General features: G+C 70.3%; 2 protein-coding genes. One reads left to right on the top strand and one right to left on the bottom strand.

From position 1 onward, the window contains the following. Positions 1 to 70: 70 nt before the first annotated feature. Positions 71 to 19,930 carry a non-ribosomal peptide synthase/polyketide synthase gene (locus ACZ5VD_RS36790; protein WP_468684830.1) on the bottom strand — a complete coding sequence of 6,620 codons (19,860 nt, stop codon included), beginning with the start codon at positions 19,928 to 19,930 and terminating at the stop codon, positions 71 to 73. A 262-nt stretch (positions 19,931 to 20,192) separates the two neighbouring features. Between ACZ5VD_RS36790 and ACZ5VD_RS36785 the strand changes: the two genes are divergently transcribed. After that, entirely contained in the window at positions 20,193 to 21,170 is a 978-nt protein-coding gene (locus ACZ5VD_RS36785) for a sulfotransferase family protein (RefSeq protein ID WP_468553426.1), read from the top strand. The last annotated feature ends 20 nt before the right edge of the window (positions 21,171 to 21,190 follow it).

Below are 21,190 nucleotides of genomic sequence, written 5' to 3'. Positions count from 1 at the left end.
GTCACGTTGCGAAGCGATCCTCTTGTCCCCCGTGCGGGGGACCATGGCGTCCCTCGCACGGGGGATGCGGCTAGATTTCGAAGACTTCGTACTCGGTTTCGTCGTCCGGGGCGGCGGTCGACGTGGTCACGGCCAGGGCGGTCGCGGCGACCGTGGGCCGGTCGAAGATCGCGCCGAGGGATATCTCCACGCCGAACTCGTCGCGGATCCGGGAGATGACCTGGGTCGCCAGGAGCGAATGCCCGCCCAATTCGAAGAAGTCGTCCTCCACACCGACGCGTTCCAGCCCGAGCACTTCTGCCCAGATGGCCGCCAGTGTTTCTTCCACCTCTGTTCGCGGTGCGACAAAGGCTGACCGCGCGTCGATGCGGCCCTCCTGTGGAGCCGGCAGCACGGCCCGGTCGACCTTTCCGTTCCGTGTCAGTGGCAGGGCCGCCAGCTCGGTGAAGACCGACGGCACCATGAAGTCCGGCAGCCGCTCCCCCGCGAACGCCCTCAGCTCGCTCACCGACGGCACTCCGACCGTCTGGTCGGCGGGGACGAGATAGGCCACCAGGCGGCAGTCCGGGCCGTCCTCCCAGGCCGTCACCACGGCCGCGCCCACCAGGGGATGGGCGGCGAGCACCGTTTCCACCTCACCCGGCTCGATCCGGAATCCGCGCACCTTGACCTGGTCGTCGGCGCGCCCGAGGAACTCCAGCCGTCCCTCCGGCAGCCATCGCACCCGGTCACCGGTCCGGTACCACCGCGATCCGTCACCGGCGAGCGGATCGGCCACGAACCGTTCCGCCGTCAGCACCGGGTGACCGCGGTAGCCCCGCGCGACACCCGCACCGGCGACGAACAGCTCGCCGGCCACTCCCACCGGCACGGGACGGAGCCGATCGTCCAGAACATAGACACGGGTGTGGGCGATCGGCACACCGATCGACACGACCCCGCCTTCGCCTTCGCCTTCGCCTTCGCCTTCGACCACGCCGATGCTCGCGCACACCGTCGTCTCGGTCGGCCCGTAGGCGTTCAGCAGCCGATGTCGTTCGGCCCAGGCTCCTGCCAGGCCCGCGTCCAGCCGCTCCCCCGCCGCCACCAGCGAGTCCACGCCGTCGAGATCACCGGGTGTCAGCATCCGCAGCAGTGACGGCGGAACCGTCGCCACGCGCACGCCCCGTGCCCGCAGCAGGCCGGCCAACGCGCCCGGCTCCACGCGCTCCTGTGCGGTGGCCACCACCAGGGTTCCGCCGCGAGCCAGGGTCACCCACATCTCCGACACCGAGGCGTCGAACGCGAACGAGGCGAACTGTACGACCGGGTCACCACGGCCGATCCCGAAGGCCGGGGCCTGGCCGGCCACCAGATTCACGACCCCACCGTGTGTGACCTGCACGCCCTTGGGCCGGCCCGTCGACCCCGACGTGTAGATCACATACGCGAGCTGTTCTCCCGCGGTCGTGACCTCGGGTGGGGTGGAGGGCATCGTGGCCAGGGTCGTGCGGACGAGGGGATCGTCCAGGGCAAGCGTGCGGCGTCGTCCCACCGGCAGTTCGTCGATGAGGTCGGTGGTGCCGACCAGCACGGTCACCCGGCTGTCGGCCAGCATGAACTCCAGCCGGTCCACCGGGTAGTCCGGATCCAGCGGCAGATAGGCGCCACCGGCCTGCCACACCGCCAGCACCGCGACCATCATGTCCGCGCTGCGTGGCAGGCACAGTCCGACGACCGTTTCGGGCCCGACGCCCACGGCGCGCAGGTGGTGCGCCAACCGCGCCGCCCGCTCGACCAGCCGGGCGTAGGTGAGGAAGACGCCGTCGCACACCACCGCCACCGCGTCCGGGCGCACTGCGGCCTCGCCCGCGATCAGCTCGTGCACCCCGGTCGCGGCCGGTGTCGGAGCCGGCGTGCGGTTCCAGTCGTCGACGAGCGTCGCGCCCTCGGCCGGGGAGAGCACCGGCAGATCCCAGACCGTCTGTTCCGCGTCGGCCGCGACGGTCTCCAGCAGGGCCACCAGGTGGCGGGCCAGCCGCTGGGCCGTCGTGGCGTCGAAGAGGTCGGTGCTGTATTCGAACGTCCCGGACAGCCCCCGGCCCGTGTCGGTCAGGATCAGTCGCAGGTCGACCGCGGCGATCACCTCGCGCAGCGCGATGGCCTCGGCGTCGTCGTCCGGGTCCTGACGGACGCCCTGCCCCTCATCGGTGAAGTAGTTGAGGAGCACCTGGAAGAGCGGGCTGCGTGACCGGTCGCGTTCGGTGACCAGGGCGTCCACCAGTTGCTCGAACGGCAGGTCCTGGTGGGTGTAGGCGTTCAGCGCCGTCTCGCGGACCCGGCCGAGCAGTTCGGTGAACGTCGGGTCTCCGGACAGGTCGGTGCGCAGGACGAGCGTGTTGACGAAGAACCCGATCAGGTCCTCGGTCTCGGCGCGGTTGCGGCCTGCGATCGGTGTCCCGACCACGATGTCGTCCTGGCCGCTGTAGCGGGCCAGCAGTACCGAGAACGCGGCCAGCAGCGTCATGAACATCGACGCGCCGTTCTCCCGCGCCACCGCTCGCAGCCCCTCCACGGTCCGCGGTGACACGGTGAACTCGGTCATCGCGCCGGCCGAGGTGCGTACCCGCGGGCGCGGCCGGTCGGTGGGCAGGGCCAGCGTCGCACTGTCCGCGAGCCGGTCGGTCCAGTAGGCGAGTTGCCGCTCCAGTGCCTCTCCCGACAGCCAGCGGCGCTGCCACATCGCGAAGTCGGCGTACTGCACCGGGAGCGGCGGCAGCGGATCGGGCCGCCCCTCGCGGAACGCCTCGTAGAGCGCGGCCAGTTCACGCCGCAGGATCTGCCCGGACCACTCGTCGGCGACCACGTGGTGCATCGACAGCGCGAGCGCGTGCTCGGCCGGGCCGATCCGGATCAGCAGGGCGCGCACGAGCGGTCCGACCGCCAGGTCGAACGGTGTCACCGCGTCCGCCCTGACCAGCCGTTCGGCCGCACGGAACGGCTCCGGCTCGGCGGACACGTCCGCGACGGGCAACGGGAACGGAGCGGGCGGATCGATCACCTGGTGTCCGACGCCGTCCGAGCCGGCGACCAGTCTGGTCCGCAGCACCTCGTGCCGTGTCACCACCGCGCCCAGCGCGGCGCCGAGCGCCTCGACGTCCAGGTCACCGACCCACCGCACCGGCGTCGGCACGATGTACTCGACGGAACCGGGCTCCAGTTGGTCCAGGAACCACAGGCGCTGCTGGGAGAACGAGAGCGGCAGCGGCTGATCCCGGCGTACCGCGGTCACCCGCGGGGCGGCCACGCCCTGTGCCGCCTCCTCCACTGCCGTGGCCAGACCGCGCACCGTCGGCCGGTCGAACAGCGCGGCCAGCGGGAGTTCCACGCCGAACACCGTGCGGACCCGGGAGATCACCTGGGTGGCGAGGAGCGAGTGGCCGCCCAGGTCGATGAAGCCGTCCTCGGCGCCGACCCGGTCGACGTCGAGGAGCTGCGCCCAGATCTCGGCCAGCACCCGCTCCACCTCGGTGCGCGGCGCCGCATAGGTGTCCATCGCCCCGGCCCTCGACATGCCGTCCGGCGCCGGGAGGGCGGCCCGGTCGACCTTGCCGCTCGGGTTCAGCGGGAACGCCGCCAGCTCGGTGAACGCCGAGGGGACCATGAAGTCCGGCACACTGCGGCGCAGGTGCGCCCGCAGTTCACCGGCCTCGGGAAGGCCCTCGCCGTGGTCGGCGGGGACGAGGTGGGCCACCAGCCGCCGTTCGGTGCCTTCGCCGGACGCCGTCACGACCGCCGCCCGTACGCCTGGGTGCGCGGCCAGTACGGTCTCGATCTCGCCGGGTTCGATCCGGTAGCCGCGGACCTTCACCTGATCGTCGACGCGGCCGAGGAACTCCAGCCGTCCGTCGGCCCGCCACCGGGCGCGGTCTCCCGACCGGTAGATCCGTGCCCCGTCGCCCGCGAAGGGGTTGGCCACGAACCGGCCGGCGGTCAACGTGGGGCGGCCGAGGTAGCCGCGCGCCTGCTGCGCACCGCCGATGAACACCTCGCCCGCCACGCCCACCGGGACCGGGGTCATGCGGTCGTCGAGCACGTACACCTGGGTGTTGGCGATCGGCGACCCGATCGGCGGCACGCCCTCGTCCCCCGTCACCACCGCCACGGTGGCGCAGACCGTGTTCTCGGTCGGGCCGTAGGCGTTCACCAGCCGCCGGCCGTCGGACCACCCCGCGGCCAGGCCCGCGTCGAGCCGCTCGCCCGCGGCGATCACCGTGCCCACGCCGCGCAGGTCGTCGTCCGGGTTCAGTACGTCGAGCAGTGACGGCGGCACCGTGGCCACGGTCACCGCGGCACGTGTGGCCAGGTCCGCCAGCAGGGCGGGCTCGGCGCGTTCCGCCGGGGTGGCGACGACCAGCGTTCCGCCGGGCGCCAGTGCCATGAGCAGTTCCCACACCGAGGCGTCGAAGCTGAACGAGGCGAACTGCAGGATCACGTCGCCCTCGCCGGTGCCCAGCGCGTCCTTCTGGGCCATGACGAGGCTCACCAGCCCCGCGTGGGGCACCACGACGCCCTTGGGCATGCCGGTCGATCCGGACGTGTAGATCACGCATGCCGGCTGAGCGCGGTGCACGGTCACGGCGGGCGCGGTGGCGGGCATCGCGGCGATCCGGGCCGTGACGGCCGGATCGTCCAGCCACACCTCGCGTTCCACGAGAGCGTTCGCCGTCAGGTCCCCGGCAACCTCTCGATGCCCCACCAGCACACTCACGCCGCTGTCGGCGAGCATGAACTCCAGCCGGTCCACCGGGTAGTCCGGATCCAGCGGCAGATAGGCGCCACCGGCCTGCCACACCGCCAGCACCGCCACGACCATGTCGACACCACGCCCCAGGCACAGCCCGACGACGGACTCGGCGCCCACCCCCGCACCGCGCAGATACCGTGCGAGCCGGTTCACCCGCTCCAGCAAGCCGGTGTAGGTCAGCGAGACGCCGTCACACACGACCGCCAGCGCATCGGGACGCACAACGCCCTGGGCGGCGATCAGCTCCTGCACCCCGCCCGCGCCAGGCAGACCGGCCGCCGTGTCGTTCCAGTCATGGATCAGCTCATGGCTTTCGGCCGCGGACATCACCGGCAGGTCACCGACCCGCTGACCACGGTCCAGGGACACCGCCTCCAGCACCGTCGCCAGATGCCCGGCCATCCGCTCGATCGTGCCGGCGTCGAAGGCCGCACGATCGTAGGTCAGGCCGACCCTCAGGTCGCGCCCCAGCCCCGCGGTGACCGCGAGGGGATAGTGGGCCTGCTCGCGTCCGTGGTTGAACCCCGCTTCGAGGCCGCCCGCGGCGGAGGCCTGCCGTCCTTCCTCCAGGTCCTGGACGGGGTAGTTCTCGAAGACGAAGAGCGAGTTGAACAGCGGCTCCCCGGCGGGCAGGTCGGTGCACCCCATGACGGTCACCAGCGGCGTGTGCTCGAACTGCCGCGCCCGCACCTGCTCCTCCTGCAGCCCGGCCAGCCACTCCGCCACCGGCAGATCACGATCGACACCGATCCGCACCGGAATCGTGTTGATCAACAGACCGACCATGGAATCCATACCGTCGATCTGACCGCCACGCCCCGACGACGTCACACCGAACACCACGTCGTCGCCACCGGAGTAACACGCCATCACCAGCGCCCACGCACCCTGCACCACCGTGTTCACCGTGAGCCGATGCCGCCGCGCGAACTCGACGAGACCGGCCCCGGGCACGTCGACCTGGAACCGGCTCTGGCCGTGCTCGCCGGTGGCGTGCTCCACGCCCAGCCGTGTGGCCTCGGTGACACCTGCCAACTGTTCCCGCCAGTACTCCCGCGCCTCGTCCAGGTCCTGCTCCGCGCTCCAGGCGACGAAGTCGCGGAACGGGGTACGCGCGGGCAGGTGCGGCCGGCGGCCGGCCCGGAACGCGTGGTAGGCCTCCAGCACCTCGCCGACCACGATCGGCAGGCTCCATCCGTCCAGCAGCAGGTGGTGGTTGCTCCAGACGAGCTGGTGCCGGTTCTCGCCGAGTCGTACGACCACGATGCGCACCAGCGAGGGAGCGGTGAAGTCGGCTCCCCGCATCCAGTCGGCGGCGAGGTGGTCCTCCATCGCCTGCTGCCGGTCCGACTCGTTCAGGTCGCCGAAGTCCAGTACCTCCAGCGGAAGCGGTACGGCACGCGACACCACGGCGAGCGGCTCGGGGACGTCGTCCCACACCACTCTGGTCCGGAACACCTCGTGCCGGGCGAAGACCAGCTCCCAGGCGCGGCGCAGGGCCGTCAGGTCCAGCTCACCCTCCAGCAGCAGACCGTTCTGCACCCAGTACATGCCGGGCTCACCGGCCAACTCGGTGTGGAACAACATCCCCTGCTGGAGACCGGTCAGCGGATAGACGTCCTCGACCACCGTGGAGACACCCGCCACGACATGGTCGACCGCCTGCTGGTCCAGGTTCGCCAACGGGAAGTCCGACGGCGTACAACCACCGACCCCCGGACGGCAGCAATAGTCGACCAACTCACCCAGCACCTCGACGTAACGCCGCGCCAGACGCTCGACCGTCGCCTCCTCATGGACCTGACCGCCATACGTCCACTTCATCTCCAGGCGGCCGTTCACGACCAGGCCGTTGATCTCGATGAGGTGGGTGCGCCCGCCCTGCGCCGACCGGGTCTCACCGAGCAGCCGTGCGCTCGGCCGGAACCTCCCGCCGGCGCCCTCGGAGGGGCCACCCGCCTGCGCGGTCTGCCCGACGTAGTTGAAGCCCACCTCGGCAGTCGCGGCCGAGGTCCAGTCGGTCAGGTGGCGCAGCAGTCCGTAGCCGATCCCCTTGCGCGGAACGGCTCGTAGGTTCTCCTTGGTGCGGCGCAGCGCCGCACCCAGGTCGCCGTCGGTGACCGCGCCGAGCGCCACGGGGTGCACGCTGGTGAACCAGCCGACCGTCCGCGACACGTCGATGTCGACGCCCACGTCCTCACGGCCGTGACCCTCGACGTCGACCAGCACGGACGGCTGTTCGGCCCACTCGGTGAGCACCGCGCCGAGCACGCACAGCAGTACGTCGTTGATCTGCGTCCGGAACACCCCCGGCACCTCGCGCAGCAGCCGTTCGGTCTGCTCCGGAGCCAGTGAGACGTCCACATCGCGTGCCAGCGCGTTCGTGTTGGGACCGTGGTGATCGCGCGGCAGCGGGGTTGCCGCGGCGGCCTCGACCTGACGCCAGTAGTCGGCTTCGGCCGCGTCGATCGTGCCGGCCAGCTCGGCCAACCGCTGCGACCACACCCGGAACGACGTCGTCTTGGCCGGTAACCCCGCCCCCTCACAGGCCAGCGACAAGTCCTCCAGCAGCACCGGCCACGACACCGCATCGACAACGAGGTGATGCACCACCATCAGCAACAGCTGCGGCGCATCACCGCGTTCGAACAGAACAGCCCGCAACAACGGTCCGTCCGCCAGACCAAGACTCCGCTGCGCCTGGGCACCCCGAGCCCAGTCCTCCCCCTCGACCACCCACAACAGTTCGGCGGTCTCATCCGCAACCGTCCGGCCCCTCCAGCCATCGGCCTCACGCACGAACCGCGAGCGCAGCACGTCATGATGACCCACCACCACAGCCAACGCCTGCCGCAGCCGCTCAGGATCGACCCGCTCGGCGACCTCCACCACCATCGACTGATTGAAGTGCCACGGCTCAGGCGTCTCCCGCTCCAGGAACCACCGCTGAATCGGCGACAACGCGAAGTCACCCACCACCAGACCCTGCTCGGCGTCGATCAGGCTCTGCGTACCGGCGACGGACGCGAGCCCCGCCACCGTCTTGTGGTCGAACAGCTGGGCCACCGAGATCTGCACACCCGCTTCCCGAGCCCGGGCGACCACCTGGATGCTCAGGATCGAGTCGCCGCCCAGCTCGAAGAAGTTGTCCTCGACCCCGACCCGCTCGACACCCAGCACCTGCGCCCACACCCCGGCCAACACACGTTCCGTCTCCGTGCGCGGCGCGACGAAGCCGTCCAGCTCCACGCGGGATCCCACGGGGGACGGCAACGCGGCGCGGTCGATCTTCCTGTTGGGTGTCAGCGGCAGCTCGGCCAGTTCGACGAAGACCGCCGGGATCATGTGGGCCGGGAGCCGCTCTCCCGCGAACGCCCTCAGCTCTCCCACGGACGGCACGCCGACGGCCTGGTCGGACGGGACGAGATAGGCCACCAGACGGCGGTCGCGCTCTTCGCCCCAGGCGATGACGACGGCTGTCCGCACCTGCGGATGGGCGGCCAGCACCGCTTCGATCTCGGCGGGCTCGATCCGGAAGCCGCGCAGTTTGACCTGGTCGTCAGCGCGGCCCAGGAACTCCAGTTGTCCATCGGCCCTCCACCGCACCCGGTCGCCCGACCGGTACATCCGCGATCCGTCGGCGGCGTACGGGTCGGCTACGAACCGTTCGGCGGTCAGCGCGGAACGGCCCGCGTACCCGCGCGCGACACCGGCACCGGCGATGAACAGCTCCCCAGCGACGCCCACCGGCAACGGCTGCAGCCGGGTATCGAGCACATACACCTGGGTGTTCGCGGTCGCCGCGCCGATCGTCGGCGGCCCGTCGTCGTCGACCGCCGCGAGCGTGGCGCCGACCGTGTTCTCGGTCGGCCCGTAGGAGTTCAGCATCCGGCGTCCGCCACGCCAGGCGGCGGCCAGCGCCGGATCCAGTTTCTCCCCGGCGGTGACAAGGGTCCGCAGGCCGGGCAGATCGGCAGGGCGCAGTACGCCCAGCAAGGACGGCGTGACCGTCGCCAGGCCCACCCCCTCCCGGTTCAACATGGCGGTCAGCAGGCGGGGTTCGGTGCGCTCCTGTGCGGTGGCGACGACGAGTGTGGCGCCCGCGCCCAGTGCCATGACCAGTTCCCACACCGAGGTGTCGAAGCTGAACGAGGCGAACTGCAGCTGCCGTATCCCTGGGGCGGCACCCATCAACGGCCGCAGGGTCGCCGTCAGATTGACCGCACCACCGTGCGTGACCTGTACGCCCTTGGGACGGCCTGTCGAGCCCGACGTGTAGATCAGGTAGGCGAGCTGGCCCGGATGGGTCACGATCTCGGGAGTCCGCGACGGTCCGGCCAGCGCCGCAGCCATCTCGGCAGGACCGATCACCCTCTCGGCCCCGCTGTCGGCGACCATGAACTCCAGCCGGTCCACCGGATACTCCGGATCCAGCGGAAGGTAGGCGCCACCGGCCTGCCACACCCCCAGCACCGCGACGATCATGTCGACACCACGCCCAAGACGCAGCCCGACGACGGACTCGGCACCCACCCCCGACTCACACAGGAAGTGCGCCACCCGGCCGGCCCGCTCCAACAGCCCGGCATAGGTGAGTGAGACACCGTCACACACCACCGCCACCGCATCCGGACGCAGCGCGGCCTCCGCGGCGATCAGCTCATGCACCCCACCGGCCAACGGCACCGGCCCGCCCGTGTCGTTCCACTCGTGAACGAGGCGACGCCGCTCAGCAGCAGACAGCACCGGCAGCTCTCCCACACACTGCCCGCGGTCCTCGGACACCGCGTCCAACACAGTCGCGAGATGCCCGGCCATGCGCTCGATCGTGTCCGCGTCGAAGACCGCACGATCGTAGGTCAGCCGGATCATGAGTTCGCGACCATGGCCGGCGATCAGGTTCAGCGGGTAGTTGGCCTGTTCGCGGCCATGGGTGATCCCGGCCCGCAGTCCGTCGGCCGCCGACTGCTCCCGGCCCGCCTCCAACGCTTCGACCGGGTAGTTCTCGAAGACGAAGAGGCTGTTGAACAGCGCCTGGCCGGACGGCAGGTCGGTGCACGAGGCGATCGTCATCAGCGGCGTGTGCTCGAACTGCCGCGCCCGTACCTGCTCGTCCTGGAGGGCGGCCAGCCACTCCACCACCGGCCGGTCACGGTCGACACCGATGCGGACGGGGGTGGTGTTGAGCAGCAGGCCGACCATGGCGTCCATGCCGTCGAGTTGTCCGCCACGACCCGACGAGGTCACACCGAACACCACGTCGTCGCTGCCGGAGTAGAGCGACAGGACCAGCGCCCACGCGCCCTGCACGACACTGTTCGGCGTCAGCCGGTGCCGCCGGGCGAAATCGGCGAGCCCGTCGCCCGCGATCGGCACCCGTACCTGCCCCTGGCCCTCCTCGCCGGTGGCCCGCTCGACGCCCAGCGGTGCCGCTTCGGTGACGCCGTCCAACTGCTCCCGCCAGTAGCGGCGGGCCTCGTCCGTGTCCTGTCCGGCCACCCAGGCGGCGAAGTCACGGAAGGCCGCTCGCGCCGGCAGTTGCGGCTGCCGTCCCGCGCGGAAGGCGTGATACGCCTCCAGCACCTCGCCGAGGACGATCGGGACGCTCCAGCCGTCCAACAGCAGGTGGTGATAGCCCCACACCACCTGGTGTTGCCGATCCGCGAGTCTGATCACTGTCAGCCGGGCGAGTGTCGGCGCGGTGAAGTCGGCGCCCTGCGCGCTGTCGGCCGCCATGAGGTCGGCGACCGCCTGTTGTCGAGCCGCTTCGTCCAGGTCCGAGAGGTCCAGCACCCGCAGAGGCAGCGGAACCGCACGTGACACCACGGCCAGTGGCTCGGGGAGGCCGTCCCACACCACCGTGGTGCGCAGCACCTCGTGCCGGGCGAAGACCAGCTCCCAGGCACGACGCAGGGCTGCCAGGTCCAGCTCGCCCTCCAGCAGCAGACCGTTCTGCACCCAGTACATGCCGGGCTCACCGGCCAACTCGGTGTGGAAGACCATGCCTTGTTGCAGGGCTGTGAGCGGGTAGGCGTCTTCGACGACCGTCGTCAGGTGTCCGGTGACCAGGTCGACGCCTGTCTGGTCGAGGCCCGCCAGAGGGAAGTCCGACGGTGTGCAGCCACCCACGTCCGGACGGCAGCAGTAGTCGATCAGCTCGTTCAGCACCTCGATGTAGCGCCTCGCCAAACGGTCGACCGTGGCCTCGTCGTGGACCTGGCCGCCGTACGTCCAAGCCATCTCCAGGCGGCCATCGGCGACCAGGCTGTTGATCGTGATCAGGTGGGGCCGTTCGGCCCGCCCCGACTCGGGCTCCCCGAGCGGCGGTCCGGACGGTCGGAAACGCCCACCGGCACCACCGGAATCACCGGCGGTCCGAGGGCCTGTCTGGCCGAGGTAGTTGAAGCTCACCTCGGGCGTCATACCGGGCGTCCAGTCAGGCAGATGGCGCAGCAGACCGTAGCCCAGCCCCTTGCGCGGAACGGCCCGCAGGTACTCCTTGGTACGGCGCAGCAATGCGCCCAGGTCGGCGTCGCCCGGTCCCGACAGCGTGACCGGGTACATGCTGGTGAACCAGCCGACCGTACGCGACACGTCGATGTCGGCACCCACGTCCTCACGGCCGTGGCCCTCCAACTCCACGACGACCGAAGGACGTTCACACCACTCGGTGAGAACCACGCCCAGAGCGCTCAGAAGAAGATCGTTGATCTGCGTCCGGAAGACTCCCGGCACCTCACGCAGCAGGCGTTCGGTCTGCTCCTGCCCCAGGGTCGCCCGTGCCTCGCAGGCCAGGGCATGGGAGTTGCCGCCTTCGTGGTCGCGCGGCAAGGGAGCGATCTCGGCTTCCACCCCGTGCCAGTAGGCGGACTCGGCCGGGTCGGCCAGTTCGGCCAGACGCCTGGTCCAGGCCATGAACGAGGTGGTCTTGGCGGGCAGTTCGGCCTGCTCGCAGGCGAGCGCCAGGTCTTCGAGGAGAATCGGCCACGAGACGGTGTCCATCACCAGGTGGTGCACGACGATCAGCAGCCGTTGACCGCCACTGTCCTCGCCATGGCGACGACGACGGCCCTGGTCATCGCCGTCCGTGTCAGCGCCCGTGTCGCCGTCGAACAGCACGGCCCTCAGCAAAGGTCCGTGCGCCAGATCAAGGCTGGACTGCGCCTCGGCGCCGAGGGCCCGTTCGTCGCCCTCGTGGACCACCCACAACAACTCGGCCGGCTCGTCGGCCCCGATCCGGCCTGTCCACTCGTCGCCGTCCCGGACGAAACGCGAACGCAGCGCGTCGTGCTGCTCCAGCACCGTCCGCAGCGCCGCGCGCAGCGTCTCCGGCTCGACCCGTCCGACGACATCCAGCACCATGGACTGGTTGAAGTGCCCCTGGTCCGGCGTATCGCGTTCCAGGAAGCGGCATTGGACCGGCGACAGCGGGAAGTCACCCCTCACGAGACCCTGCTCGGCGACGACCAGACTGTCCGAACTCGCCACCGAGGCCAGCCCGGCAACCGTCTGCAGGTCGAACAGCTGCGCCACCGAGACGTGCACACCCAGATCACGCGCCCGCGCGACGACCTGGATGCTGATGATCGAGTCACCGCCGAGTTCGAAGAAGTTGTCCTCGACGCCGACCCGCTCGACCCGGAGCATCTGCGCCCATACGTCGGCCAGGACACGTTCGGTCTCGGTACGCGGCGCCATATATCCGCCGAGCTCGGGACGGGCGCCCTCCGGGGAAGGCAGCGCCGTCCGATCGACCTTGCCGTTCGCGGTGAGCGGCAGTGCGGCCAACTCCACGAACGCGGCCGGAACCATGTGAGACGGCAGAGCCTGCCCCGCCAGCATCCGCAACTCGGCCACCGACGGAATACCCTCACCCTGATCAGCCGGCACAAGGTACGCCGCGAGACGGCGGTCAGTGTCATCGCCGAACACACTCACCGCCGCCGCCCGCACACCCGGATGCGCGGTCAGGACCGCCTCAATCTCACCCGGCTCGATCCGGAACCCACGCACCTTCACCTGCTCATCGGCGCGGCCCAGGAACTCCAGCTCACCGTCCGGCAGCCACCGCACCCGGTCACCCGAGCGGTACAACCGCGACCCGTCCCCCGCGAACGGATCAGCCACAAACCGCTCCGCCGTCAACGACGGACGCCCGCCATAACCACGCGCCACCTGCACGCCGCCGATGAACAACTCGCCCGCCACACCGACCGGCACCGGGCTCAGCCGCTCATCCAGTACGTACACACGGGTGTTGGCCACCGGCACCCCGATCGACGGCGCCTCCACACTGGCCGCGTCGGCAACCCCCACACAAGAAATCACCGTGGCCTCGGTCGGCCCGTACCCGATAAACATCCGCCGGCCGGCCGCCCAGTCAGCAGCCACCCGAGCACTCACCCGCTCCGAACCCACCAACAACGAACCCACAGCAGGCAGTTCAGCAGGATCAAGCGTCCCCAGCAGCGACGGCGACACACTCGCCGAGCCAATACCGCTTTCCACTGACATCAAGGTGAGCCGTGCAGGCTCGGCCCGATCGCCGACCGACGCCACCACCAGCGTGCCGCCGCCCACCAACACCGCCGCCACATCCAACACCGCGGCATCAAAACTGAACGAAGCGAACTGCAAAGAGCGGACGCCCGCGCCGACACCCAGCACCGGACCCAACGCCAACGCCACATTCACCAGACCGCCATGAGCAACCTGCACACCCTTAGGACGCCCCGTCGAACCCGACGTATAAATCACATACGCCAGCTGATCAGGGTGAACCACAGCCTGAACCCCACTGGACGGACTCGCCAGCGCGGCAGCCATCTCGGCAGAGCCCATCACGATCGCGGCGCCGCTGTCGGCGACCATGAACTCCAGCCGCTCGACCGGATACTCCGGATCCAGCGGCAGATAGGCGCCGCCCGCCTGCCACACCCCCAGCACCGCGACGATCATGTCGACACCGCGCCCGAGACGCAGCCCGACGACGGACTCCGCACCCACCCCCGCCTCACGCAGGTAGTGCGCTACCCGGCCGGCCCGCTCCATCAGCCCGGCATAGGTGAGTGAGACGCCGTCACACACCACCGCCACCGCATCCGGACACACCACCGCCCGCTGCGCGATCAGCTCATGCACCCCACCCACAGCGGGCAGACCAACAGCGGTGTCGTTCCAGTCATGGATCAGCTGATGCCGTTCCACGGCGGGCATGACCGGCAGGTCACCGACCCGCTGCCCACCATCCGCCGTGACCGACTCAAGAACACTCCCGAGGTGACCCGCCATCCGACGGACCACACCCTCATCGAAACGCGACCGGTCATACGTCAACCGGACCATCAGCTCACGGCCATACCCCGCCGCCACACTCAGCGGATAATTCGCCTGATCACGACCATGATTGAACCCCGCCCGCAGCCCTCCGGCCGCCGACTGCTCCTGCCCCTCCTCCAACTCCTCCACCGGATAGTTCTCGAACACGAAGAGGCTGTTGAACAACGGCTGGCCGGACGGCAGGTCGGTGCACGAGGCGATCGTCATCAGCGGCGTGTGCTCGAACTGCCGCGCCCGCACCTGCTCCTCCTGCAGCCCGGCCAGCCACTCCGCCACCGGCAGATCACGATCAACACCGATCCGCACCGGAATCGTGTTGATCAACAAACCGACCATGGAATCCATACCGTCGATCTGACCGCCACGCCCCGACGACGTCACACCGAACACCACGTCGTCGCCACCGGAGTAACACGCCAACAGCAGCGCCCACGCACCCTGCACCACCGTGTTCACCGTGAGCCGATGCCGCCGCGCGAACTCCGCCAGGCGAGTCCCCGCCACCTCTGGTGGCAAGGACACCTCGACCTGGCCCTGGCCCTGTTCACCGGTGGGTTGCTCCACCCCCAGCGGCGTCGGCCCGGTGATGCCGGCCAGCCGCTCCCACCAGTACCGCCGCGCCGCCTCCAGATCCTGCCCCGCCGTCCACCCCGCGAAGTCGCGGAAGGGCGTCCGCACCGCGAGTTGGGGGCGTCGGCCGGTCCGGAAGGCGTGGTAGGCGTCCAGCACCTCGCCCACCACGATCGGGACGCTCCACCCGTCCAACACCAGGTGGTGGTAGCTCCACACCAGTTGGTGCCGTTCCTCCGCCAGCCGGATGACGGCGATGCGGGCCAGTGTGGGAGCGTCGAAGTCGGCGCCGCGGGCCCAGTCGGCCTCCAGGTGGTCCGCGAGCGCCTGCTCCCCCTGCCCCGTCTGCTCCGAGAAGTCCAGCACCTCCAGCGGCAACGGCACCGAACGCGACACCACGGCGAGCGGCTCGGGGACGTCGTCCCACACCACTCTGGTCCGGAACACCTCGTGCCGGGCGAAGACCAGCTCCCAGGCGCGGCGCAGGGCCGTCAGGTCCAGCTCACCCTCCAGCAGCACACCGTTCTGCACCCAGTACATGCCGGGCTCACCGGCCAACTCGGTGTGGAACAACATCCCCTGCTGGAGACCGGTCAGCGGATAGACGTCCTCGACCACCGTGGAGACACCCGCCACGACATGGTCGACCGCCTGCTGGTCCAGGTTCGCCAGCGGGAAGTCCGAAGGCGTACAACCACCGACCTCCGGACGGCAGCAATGGTCGACCAACTCACCCAGCACCTCGACGTAACGCCGCGCCAGACGCTCGACCGTCGCCTCCTCATGGACCTGACCGCCATACGTCCACAGCATTTCCAGACGGCCGTCGACCACGAGACTGTTGATCTCGATGAGATGAGGGCGCTCGCCGCGCGTCGAACGTTCGCGGCCCAGGGCCCGCAGCGCGGGCCGGAACCGTCCGCCCGCGGACTCGGGCCGCTCGCCCGCTCCGGCCCGGCCCTGGTAGTTGAAACTCACCTCGGCGGCGGTGTCCGCTCCGGGGGTCCAGTCGGTCAGGTAGCGCAGCAGGCCGTAGCCGAGGCCCTTGCGGGGAACGGCCCGCAGGTACTCCTTCATGGTGCGGATCGCGGCCCCGAGGTCGCCGTCGCCGACTCCGCCCAGTGCCACCGGGTACATGCTGGTGAACCAGCCGACCGTCCGTGACACGTCGATGTCGGTGCCGACGTCCTCACGGCCGTGACCCTCCAGGTCGACCACGACCGACGGCGTCCGGCACCACTCGGTCAGCACCGCACCCAGCGCACACAGCAGTACGTCGTTGATCTGGGTCCGGAACGCACCCGGGACCTCACGCAGCAGCCGTTCGGTCTGCTCCGCGTTGAGCGCCGCGCGCACCTTGCGGGCCGATCCGGCGTCGTTGGGGCCGTCGTGGTCACGGGGCAGTGGCTCGGAGGCGGCGGCCTCCACGGCACGCCAGTAGGCGGCCTCCTCCGTCGTCTCGTCCGAGTTCGCCAGCTTGGTGAGCCGCTCCGACCAGGCCGGGAATGAGGTCGTCTTGGGCGGCAGTTCGGCCTGCTCGCAGGCCAGGGTGAGGTCCTCCAGGAGGACCGGCCACGACACGGCGTCCACAACGAGGTGATGCGCGACGATCAGCAACAGCTGTCCCTGGTCACCGCGTTCGAAGAGGGCCGCCCGCAGCAGGGGCCCGTCGGCCGGGTCGAGACTCGCCTGGACGAGACCGGCCTGGGCGTCCAGGAACGCCCACTCGTCCTCGTCGCCCCTCTCGGTGGCGTCGATCACCTGTATCAGCTCGGCCGGTTCGGCGGCGGCCACCCGTCCGTGCCACTCGCCGTCGGCGGCACGGACGAAGCGCGAGCGCAAGGCGTCGTGATGCTCGATCAGCGCGGTCAACGCCGCGCGCAGCTCGGCGGGTTCGATTCTTCCGGTCACCTCCAGCAGCGTCGACTGGTTGAAGTGCCCTGGTTCGGGTGTCTCCCGTTGCAGGAACCAGCGCTGGATCGGCGACAACGGGAAGTCGCCCACGACCAGGTCCTGTTCCGCGTCGATCAAGCTGCGTGCGCCGGCGACCGACGCCAGGCCGGCGACCGTCTGATGGTCGAACAGCTGGGCCACGGTGACGTGGACGCCGGATTCGCGGGCCCGGGCCACCACCCGGATGCTGATGATCGAGTCGCCGCCCAGCTCGAAGAAGTTGTCCTCGACGCCGATCCGGTCGATGCCGAGGACCTGTGCCCATACCTCGGCCAGGAGGCGTTCCGTCTCGGTGCGCGGCGGCACGTAGTCCACGGCCGAACCCAGGCGGGTTCCGTCCGGTGCGGGCAGCGCGGCCCGGTCGACCTTGCCGCTGGGCGTGAGCGGCAACGACGCCAGTTCGACGAAGGCCGCCGGGACCATGTGGCCGGGCAGTCGTCGGCCCGCGAATTCCCGCAGTTCACCGACGGCCGGGATGCCCTCGGTCTGGTCCGCCGGGACGAGGTAGGCCGCCAGACGTTGGTCGCTGGCGTCGCCGAAGGCGGTCACGACGGCCGTCCGCACACCGGGGTGGGCGGTCAGCGCCGTCTCCACCTCTCCCGGCTCGATCCGGAAGCCGCGTACCTTGAGCTGGTCGTCGACGCGCCCCAGGAAGTCCAGCCGCCCGTCCGGGAGCCACCTCGCCCGGTCTCCGGTGCGGTACATCCGCGTCCCGTCGCCCGCGAACGGGTCGACGACGAACCGTTCCGCCGTCAGCGCCGGGCGTTCGGCGTATCCGCGTGCCAACTGCGGGCCCGCGACGAACAGTTCGCCCGGTACCCCGGCCGGCACCGGGTGGAGATGACGGTCCAGCACGTAGGCCCTGGTGTGGGCGATCGGCGCCCCGATCGGCGGCGGTCCGTCGTCTTCGATCACCGCGCTGCTGGCGCAGACCGTGGCCTCGGTCGGTCCGTAGGCGTTCACCAGCCTCCGGCCGCCGCGCCACAGCGCGGCCGGGCCGGCTTCCAGGCGTTCGCCCGCCGTGATGAGGGTGCGTACGCCGCTCAGGTCGTCCGGCCGCAGCTCGTTCAGCAGTGACGGCGGCACGGTCGCCATGGTGACGCCGGTCCGCTTCACGAGTTCCGCGAGCTGCGCGGGATCGGTGCGCTCGTCCGTGGTGGCCACCGCCAGGGTGGCGCCGGCGCCCAGCGCCATGACCAGTTCCCACACCGAGGCGTCGAAGCTGAACGGTGCGAACTGCAGCACCACTTCGTCGGCGGTGGTGGCGAAGGCGTGCAGTTGTGCCGTCGCCAGGCTCGCCACACCGCCGTGCGGCACCACGACGCCCTTCGGCCGTCCGGTGGAGCCCGAGGTGTAGATGACGTACGCCGCCTGCTCCGACGTCACCGGGGCCGAGGGTAGTGCGGTCGTCGGCGCACTGCGTTCGGCCGGGTCGTCCAGCCACACGGTGGTCCGCACCGCCGTGCCCGCCGCCAGGTCGGCTGCCACCTCGCGGTGGCCGACCAGGACGGCGGCCCCGCTGTCGGCCAGCATGAACGTCAGCCGGTCGGCCGGATAGCCGGGGTCGAGCGGCAGGTAGGCGCCGCCCGCCCGCCACACGGCGAGTACCGCGACCAGCATGTCGAGCCCTCGCTCCAGGCACAGCGCCACGACCGACTCGGCGCCGACGCCCGCCTCGCGCAGCCGGCCCGCCAGCCGGTCGGCCCGGCGCAGCAGGCCTGCATAGGTCAGCGAGGTGTCCGCGGAGACGCAGGCCACTGCGTCCGGGGTCGCCGCCGCCCGGGCCGCGATCAGTTCGTGTGCCCCGCGCGCCTGCGGCGGCTCGGCGGCAGTGTCGTTCCATTCGTCCAGCACGCGGTCGCGTTCGGCCGTGGTCAGCACGGGCAGGTCCGTGATGTGCCGGTCGGGGTCGGCGATGACGGCGTCCAGCAGCGTGACCAGGTGTCCCGCCATGCGGTCCACGGTGGCGGCGTCGAACAGGGCGGTGCTGTATTCCAGGGTCCCGGACAGGCCGTCGTCCGTCTCGCCCAGCGTCAGGACGAGGTCGAACTTGGCGGAGAGGGTGCCCGGGCCGACCTCGCGGTCACGGTCGAGCGCGGTCCGTTCGGCTGCCGCCCGGCCGTCGCCGAACGCCTCGACGTAGTTGAAGAACACCTGGAAGAGCGGGGTGCGGGACCGGTCCCGGTCGGTGGTCAGGGCGTCGACCAGCTCCTCGAACGGCACGTCCTGGTGGGCGTGTGCGCCGAGTGCGACCTCCCGCACCCGGCTCACGACGTCGCTGAACGTGGGGTCACCGGACAGGTCCGTCCGCAGGACCAGGGTGTTGACGAAGAAGCCGATGAGATCTTCGGTCTCGGCGCGGTTGCGGTTCGCCACGGGGGTGCCGACGACGATGTCGTCGACGCCGCAGTAGCGGGCGAGCAGAACGTCGAACGCCGCCAGCAGCGTCATGAACATCGACGCGCCGCCGGCCCGGGCCACGGCCCGCAGCCCCTCCGCCGTGCGCGCCGAGACGGTGAACGCGGTCGCCGCGCCCGCAGTGGACCGCACCGGCGGCCGAGGCCGGTCGGTGGGCAGCTCCAGCACCGGTGCCCCGGTCAACTGGTGCCGCCAGTAGTCCAGTTGGCCTTCGAGTACCTCGCCGCTCAGGAGCTCCCGCTGCCAGAAAGCGAAGTCGGCGTACTGCACCTCCAGCGGGGGCAGCGGGTCGGGGCCGCCGCTGCGGAACGCCTCGTAGAGCGCGGCGAGTTCACGACGAAACACCCCGGCCGACCACTCGTCGAAGATCACGTGGTGGGTCGACACCGCCAGGACGTGTTCCTCGGCGGCCAGCCGGATCAGGCACGCCCGGACCAGTGGCCCGGTCGCCAGGTCGAAGGGTGCCGCCGCGTCGGCGGCGACGAGGCGCTCGGCCCCACGCAGGGGGTCGGGGCCGGTGGACACGTCGGCCACCGACAGCGCCACCGAGGAGGACTGGTCGATCACCTGATGGGCCGCCCCGTCGGGGTCGGCGACCAGCCGGGTGCGCAGCACCTCGTGCCGCTCGACCACGGCGTCGAGCGCCGCCCCGAGCGCCGCCACGTCCAGCGTCCCGTCCCACCAGACGCGCATCGGCACGTTGTATTCGGCCGATCCCGGCGCCAATTGGTCCAGGAACCACAATCGCTGCTGGGCGAATGACAGTGGAATGGGTCCGTCGGGCCTGGGCCCCCATCCCCGGTCGATTCTCTGCTCCCCTTTCAGGCGCCGTCTCAGCAATTCTCGCCTGGCTTCAGAAAGCATAAATGTCCCCTGAGATGAGAAATCCGAGTCAACGGCACCCGTCGGGGCGAACGGGCCCGCCCACTATGGCATCGCGCGCCGCACCGCGACAGACCCGGCCCGCCGCGGCCGGGCGGGGCGGCGAAAACAGTGAGCTCACCAGCACGGTCGACCGTCGGTGCGTTCAACTGCGGCAAAGCCCGAGTTGAACACCCACGTCATGGCGACCGACAGCTACAGCCGGTTATCGTGACCTTCCCACGGCACAGAATGGAGTGCAAGAGTGCCAAAGAACACGCGCGCCGAGCGGATCATTTTGATCTCCATGATGAAATCGGGGACACATCTCATAACCGAGCTGTTGGCGGCGCTCGGTTATCGAATGCACGGTCATGTCCGCGTCCGACCCGAGACCAAGCCGGTGCTCGACCTGGAGACTCGCCGGCGCATGGCCGACATGGTCTACGACGACGAGCAGCTGGCCGAGCTGAAGGCGCGGGACGAGGCGGGCTTCACGGACGCGACCGACCAGGCGTGGGAGGCGCTGGCCTGGGCCTGGAAGCTGCGGTGGGGCATGCCGCTGGTCAACCAGTACAGCACCGAGCTCGTCAACCGGAGCCTGGTCGCACAGGCCCTGGAGCGGACAGGCGGCACACCGTTCTCGCAGACTCCCGCCAACGTCTGCTGGGTGCTTCACGAGTTCGACGTCAGGAACATCGACGGGGCGTTCCTGAGCGACTGGTCGAGGAACGGCGAACCGCGCATCATCTTCAACTACCGTGATCCGCGCGATGTGGCCCTCTCCATGATCAACTTCGTCTCCGGCCACACCAAGGGCGGCCTGAGCGCCATCAACAACCTGCAGGCGTTCAGCAGCATCCTGCGCGCCAAGCCGACCCTGGAGGAGCGGCTCACCTACGCGCTGACCGACGAGTCCTTCCCCGCCCAGGCGCACGACTACATGCGCATGCTGTGGCTGCTCCACCACCCGAACGTCTACTCGACCTCGTTCGAGGAACTCGTCGGGCCCGACGGCGGCGGTTCCGCCGAGGCGCAGCTCCGCGCCACCGCGGGTCTCATCGATTTCCTGGGCGCGGCCGACGCCTCCCCCGAGGACGTGGCCACGAAGCTGTTCAACCGCGACGCCTTCACCTTCTTCAAGGGCCAGGTCGGCGCGTGGAAGGAGGTCTACACCGCCGAGCACCGCCGCATCGCGCAGCAGCGCTTCGCCGAGGTCCTCCCCCTCTACGGCTACGTCTGACCTCGCCCGCCAGGACGATG

The organism is Streptomyces sp. NPDC032822 (genome assembly GCF_055578825.1).
Note: the sequence above shows the minus strand (reverse complement) of the source record. Positions and strands in the feature narration are given on the sequence as shown.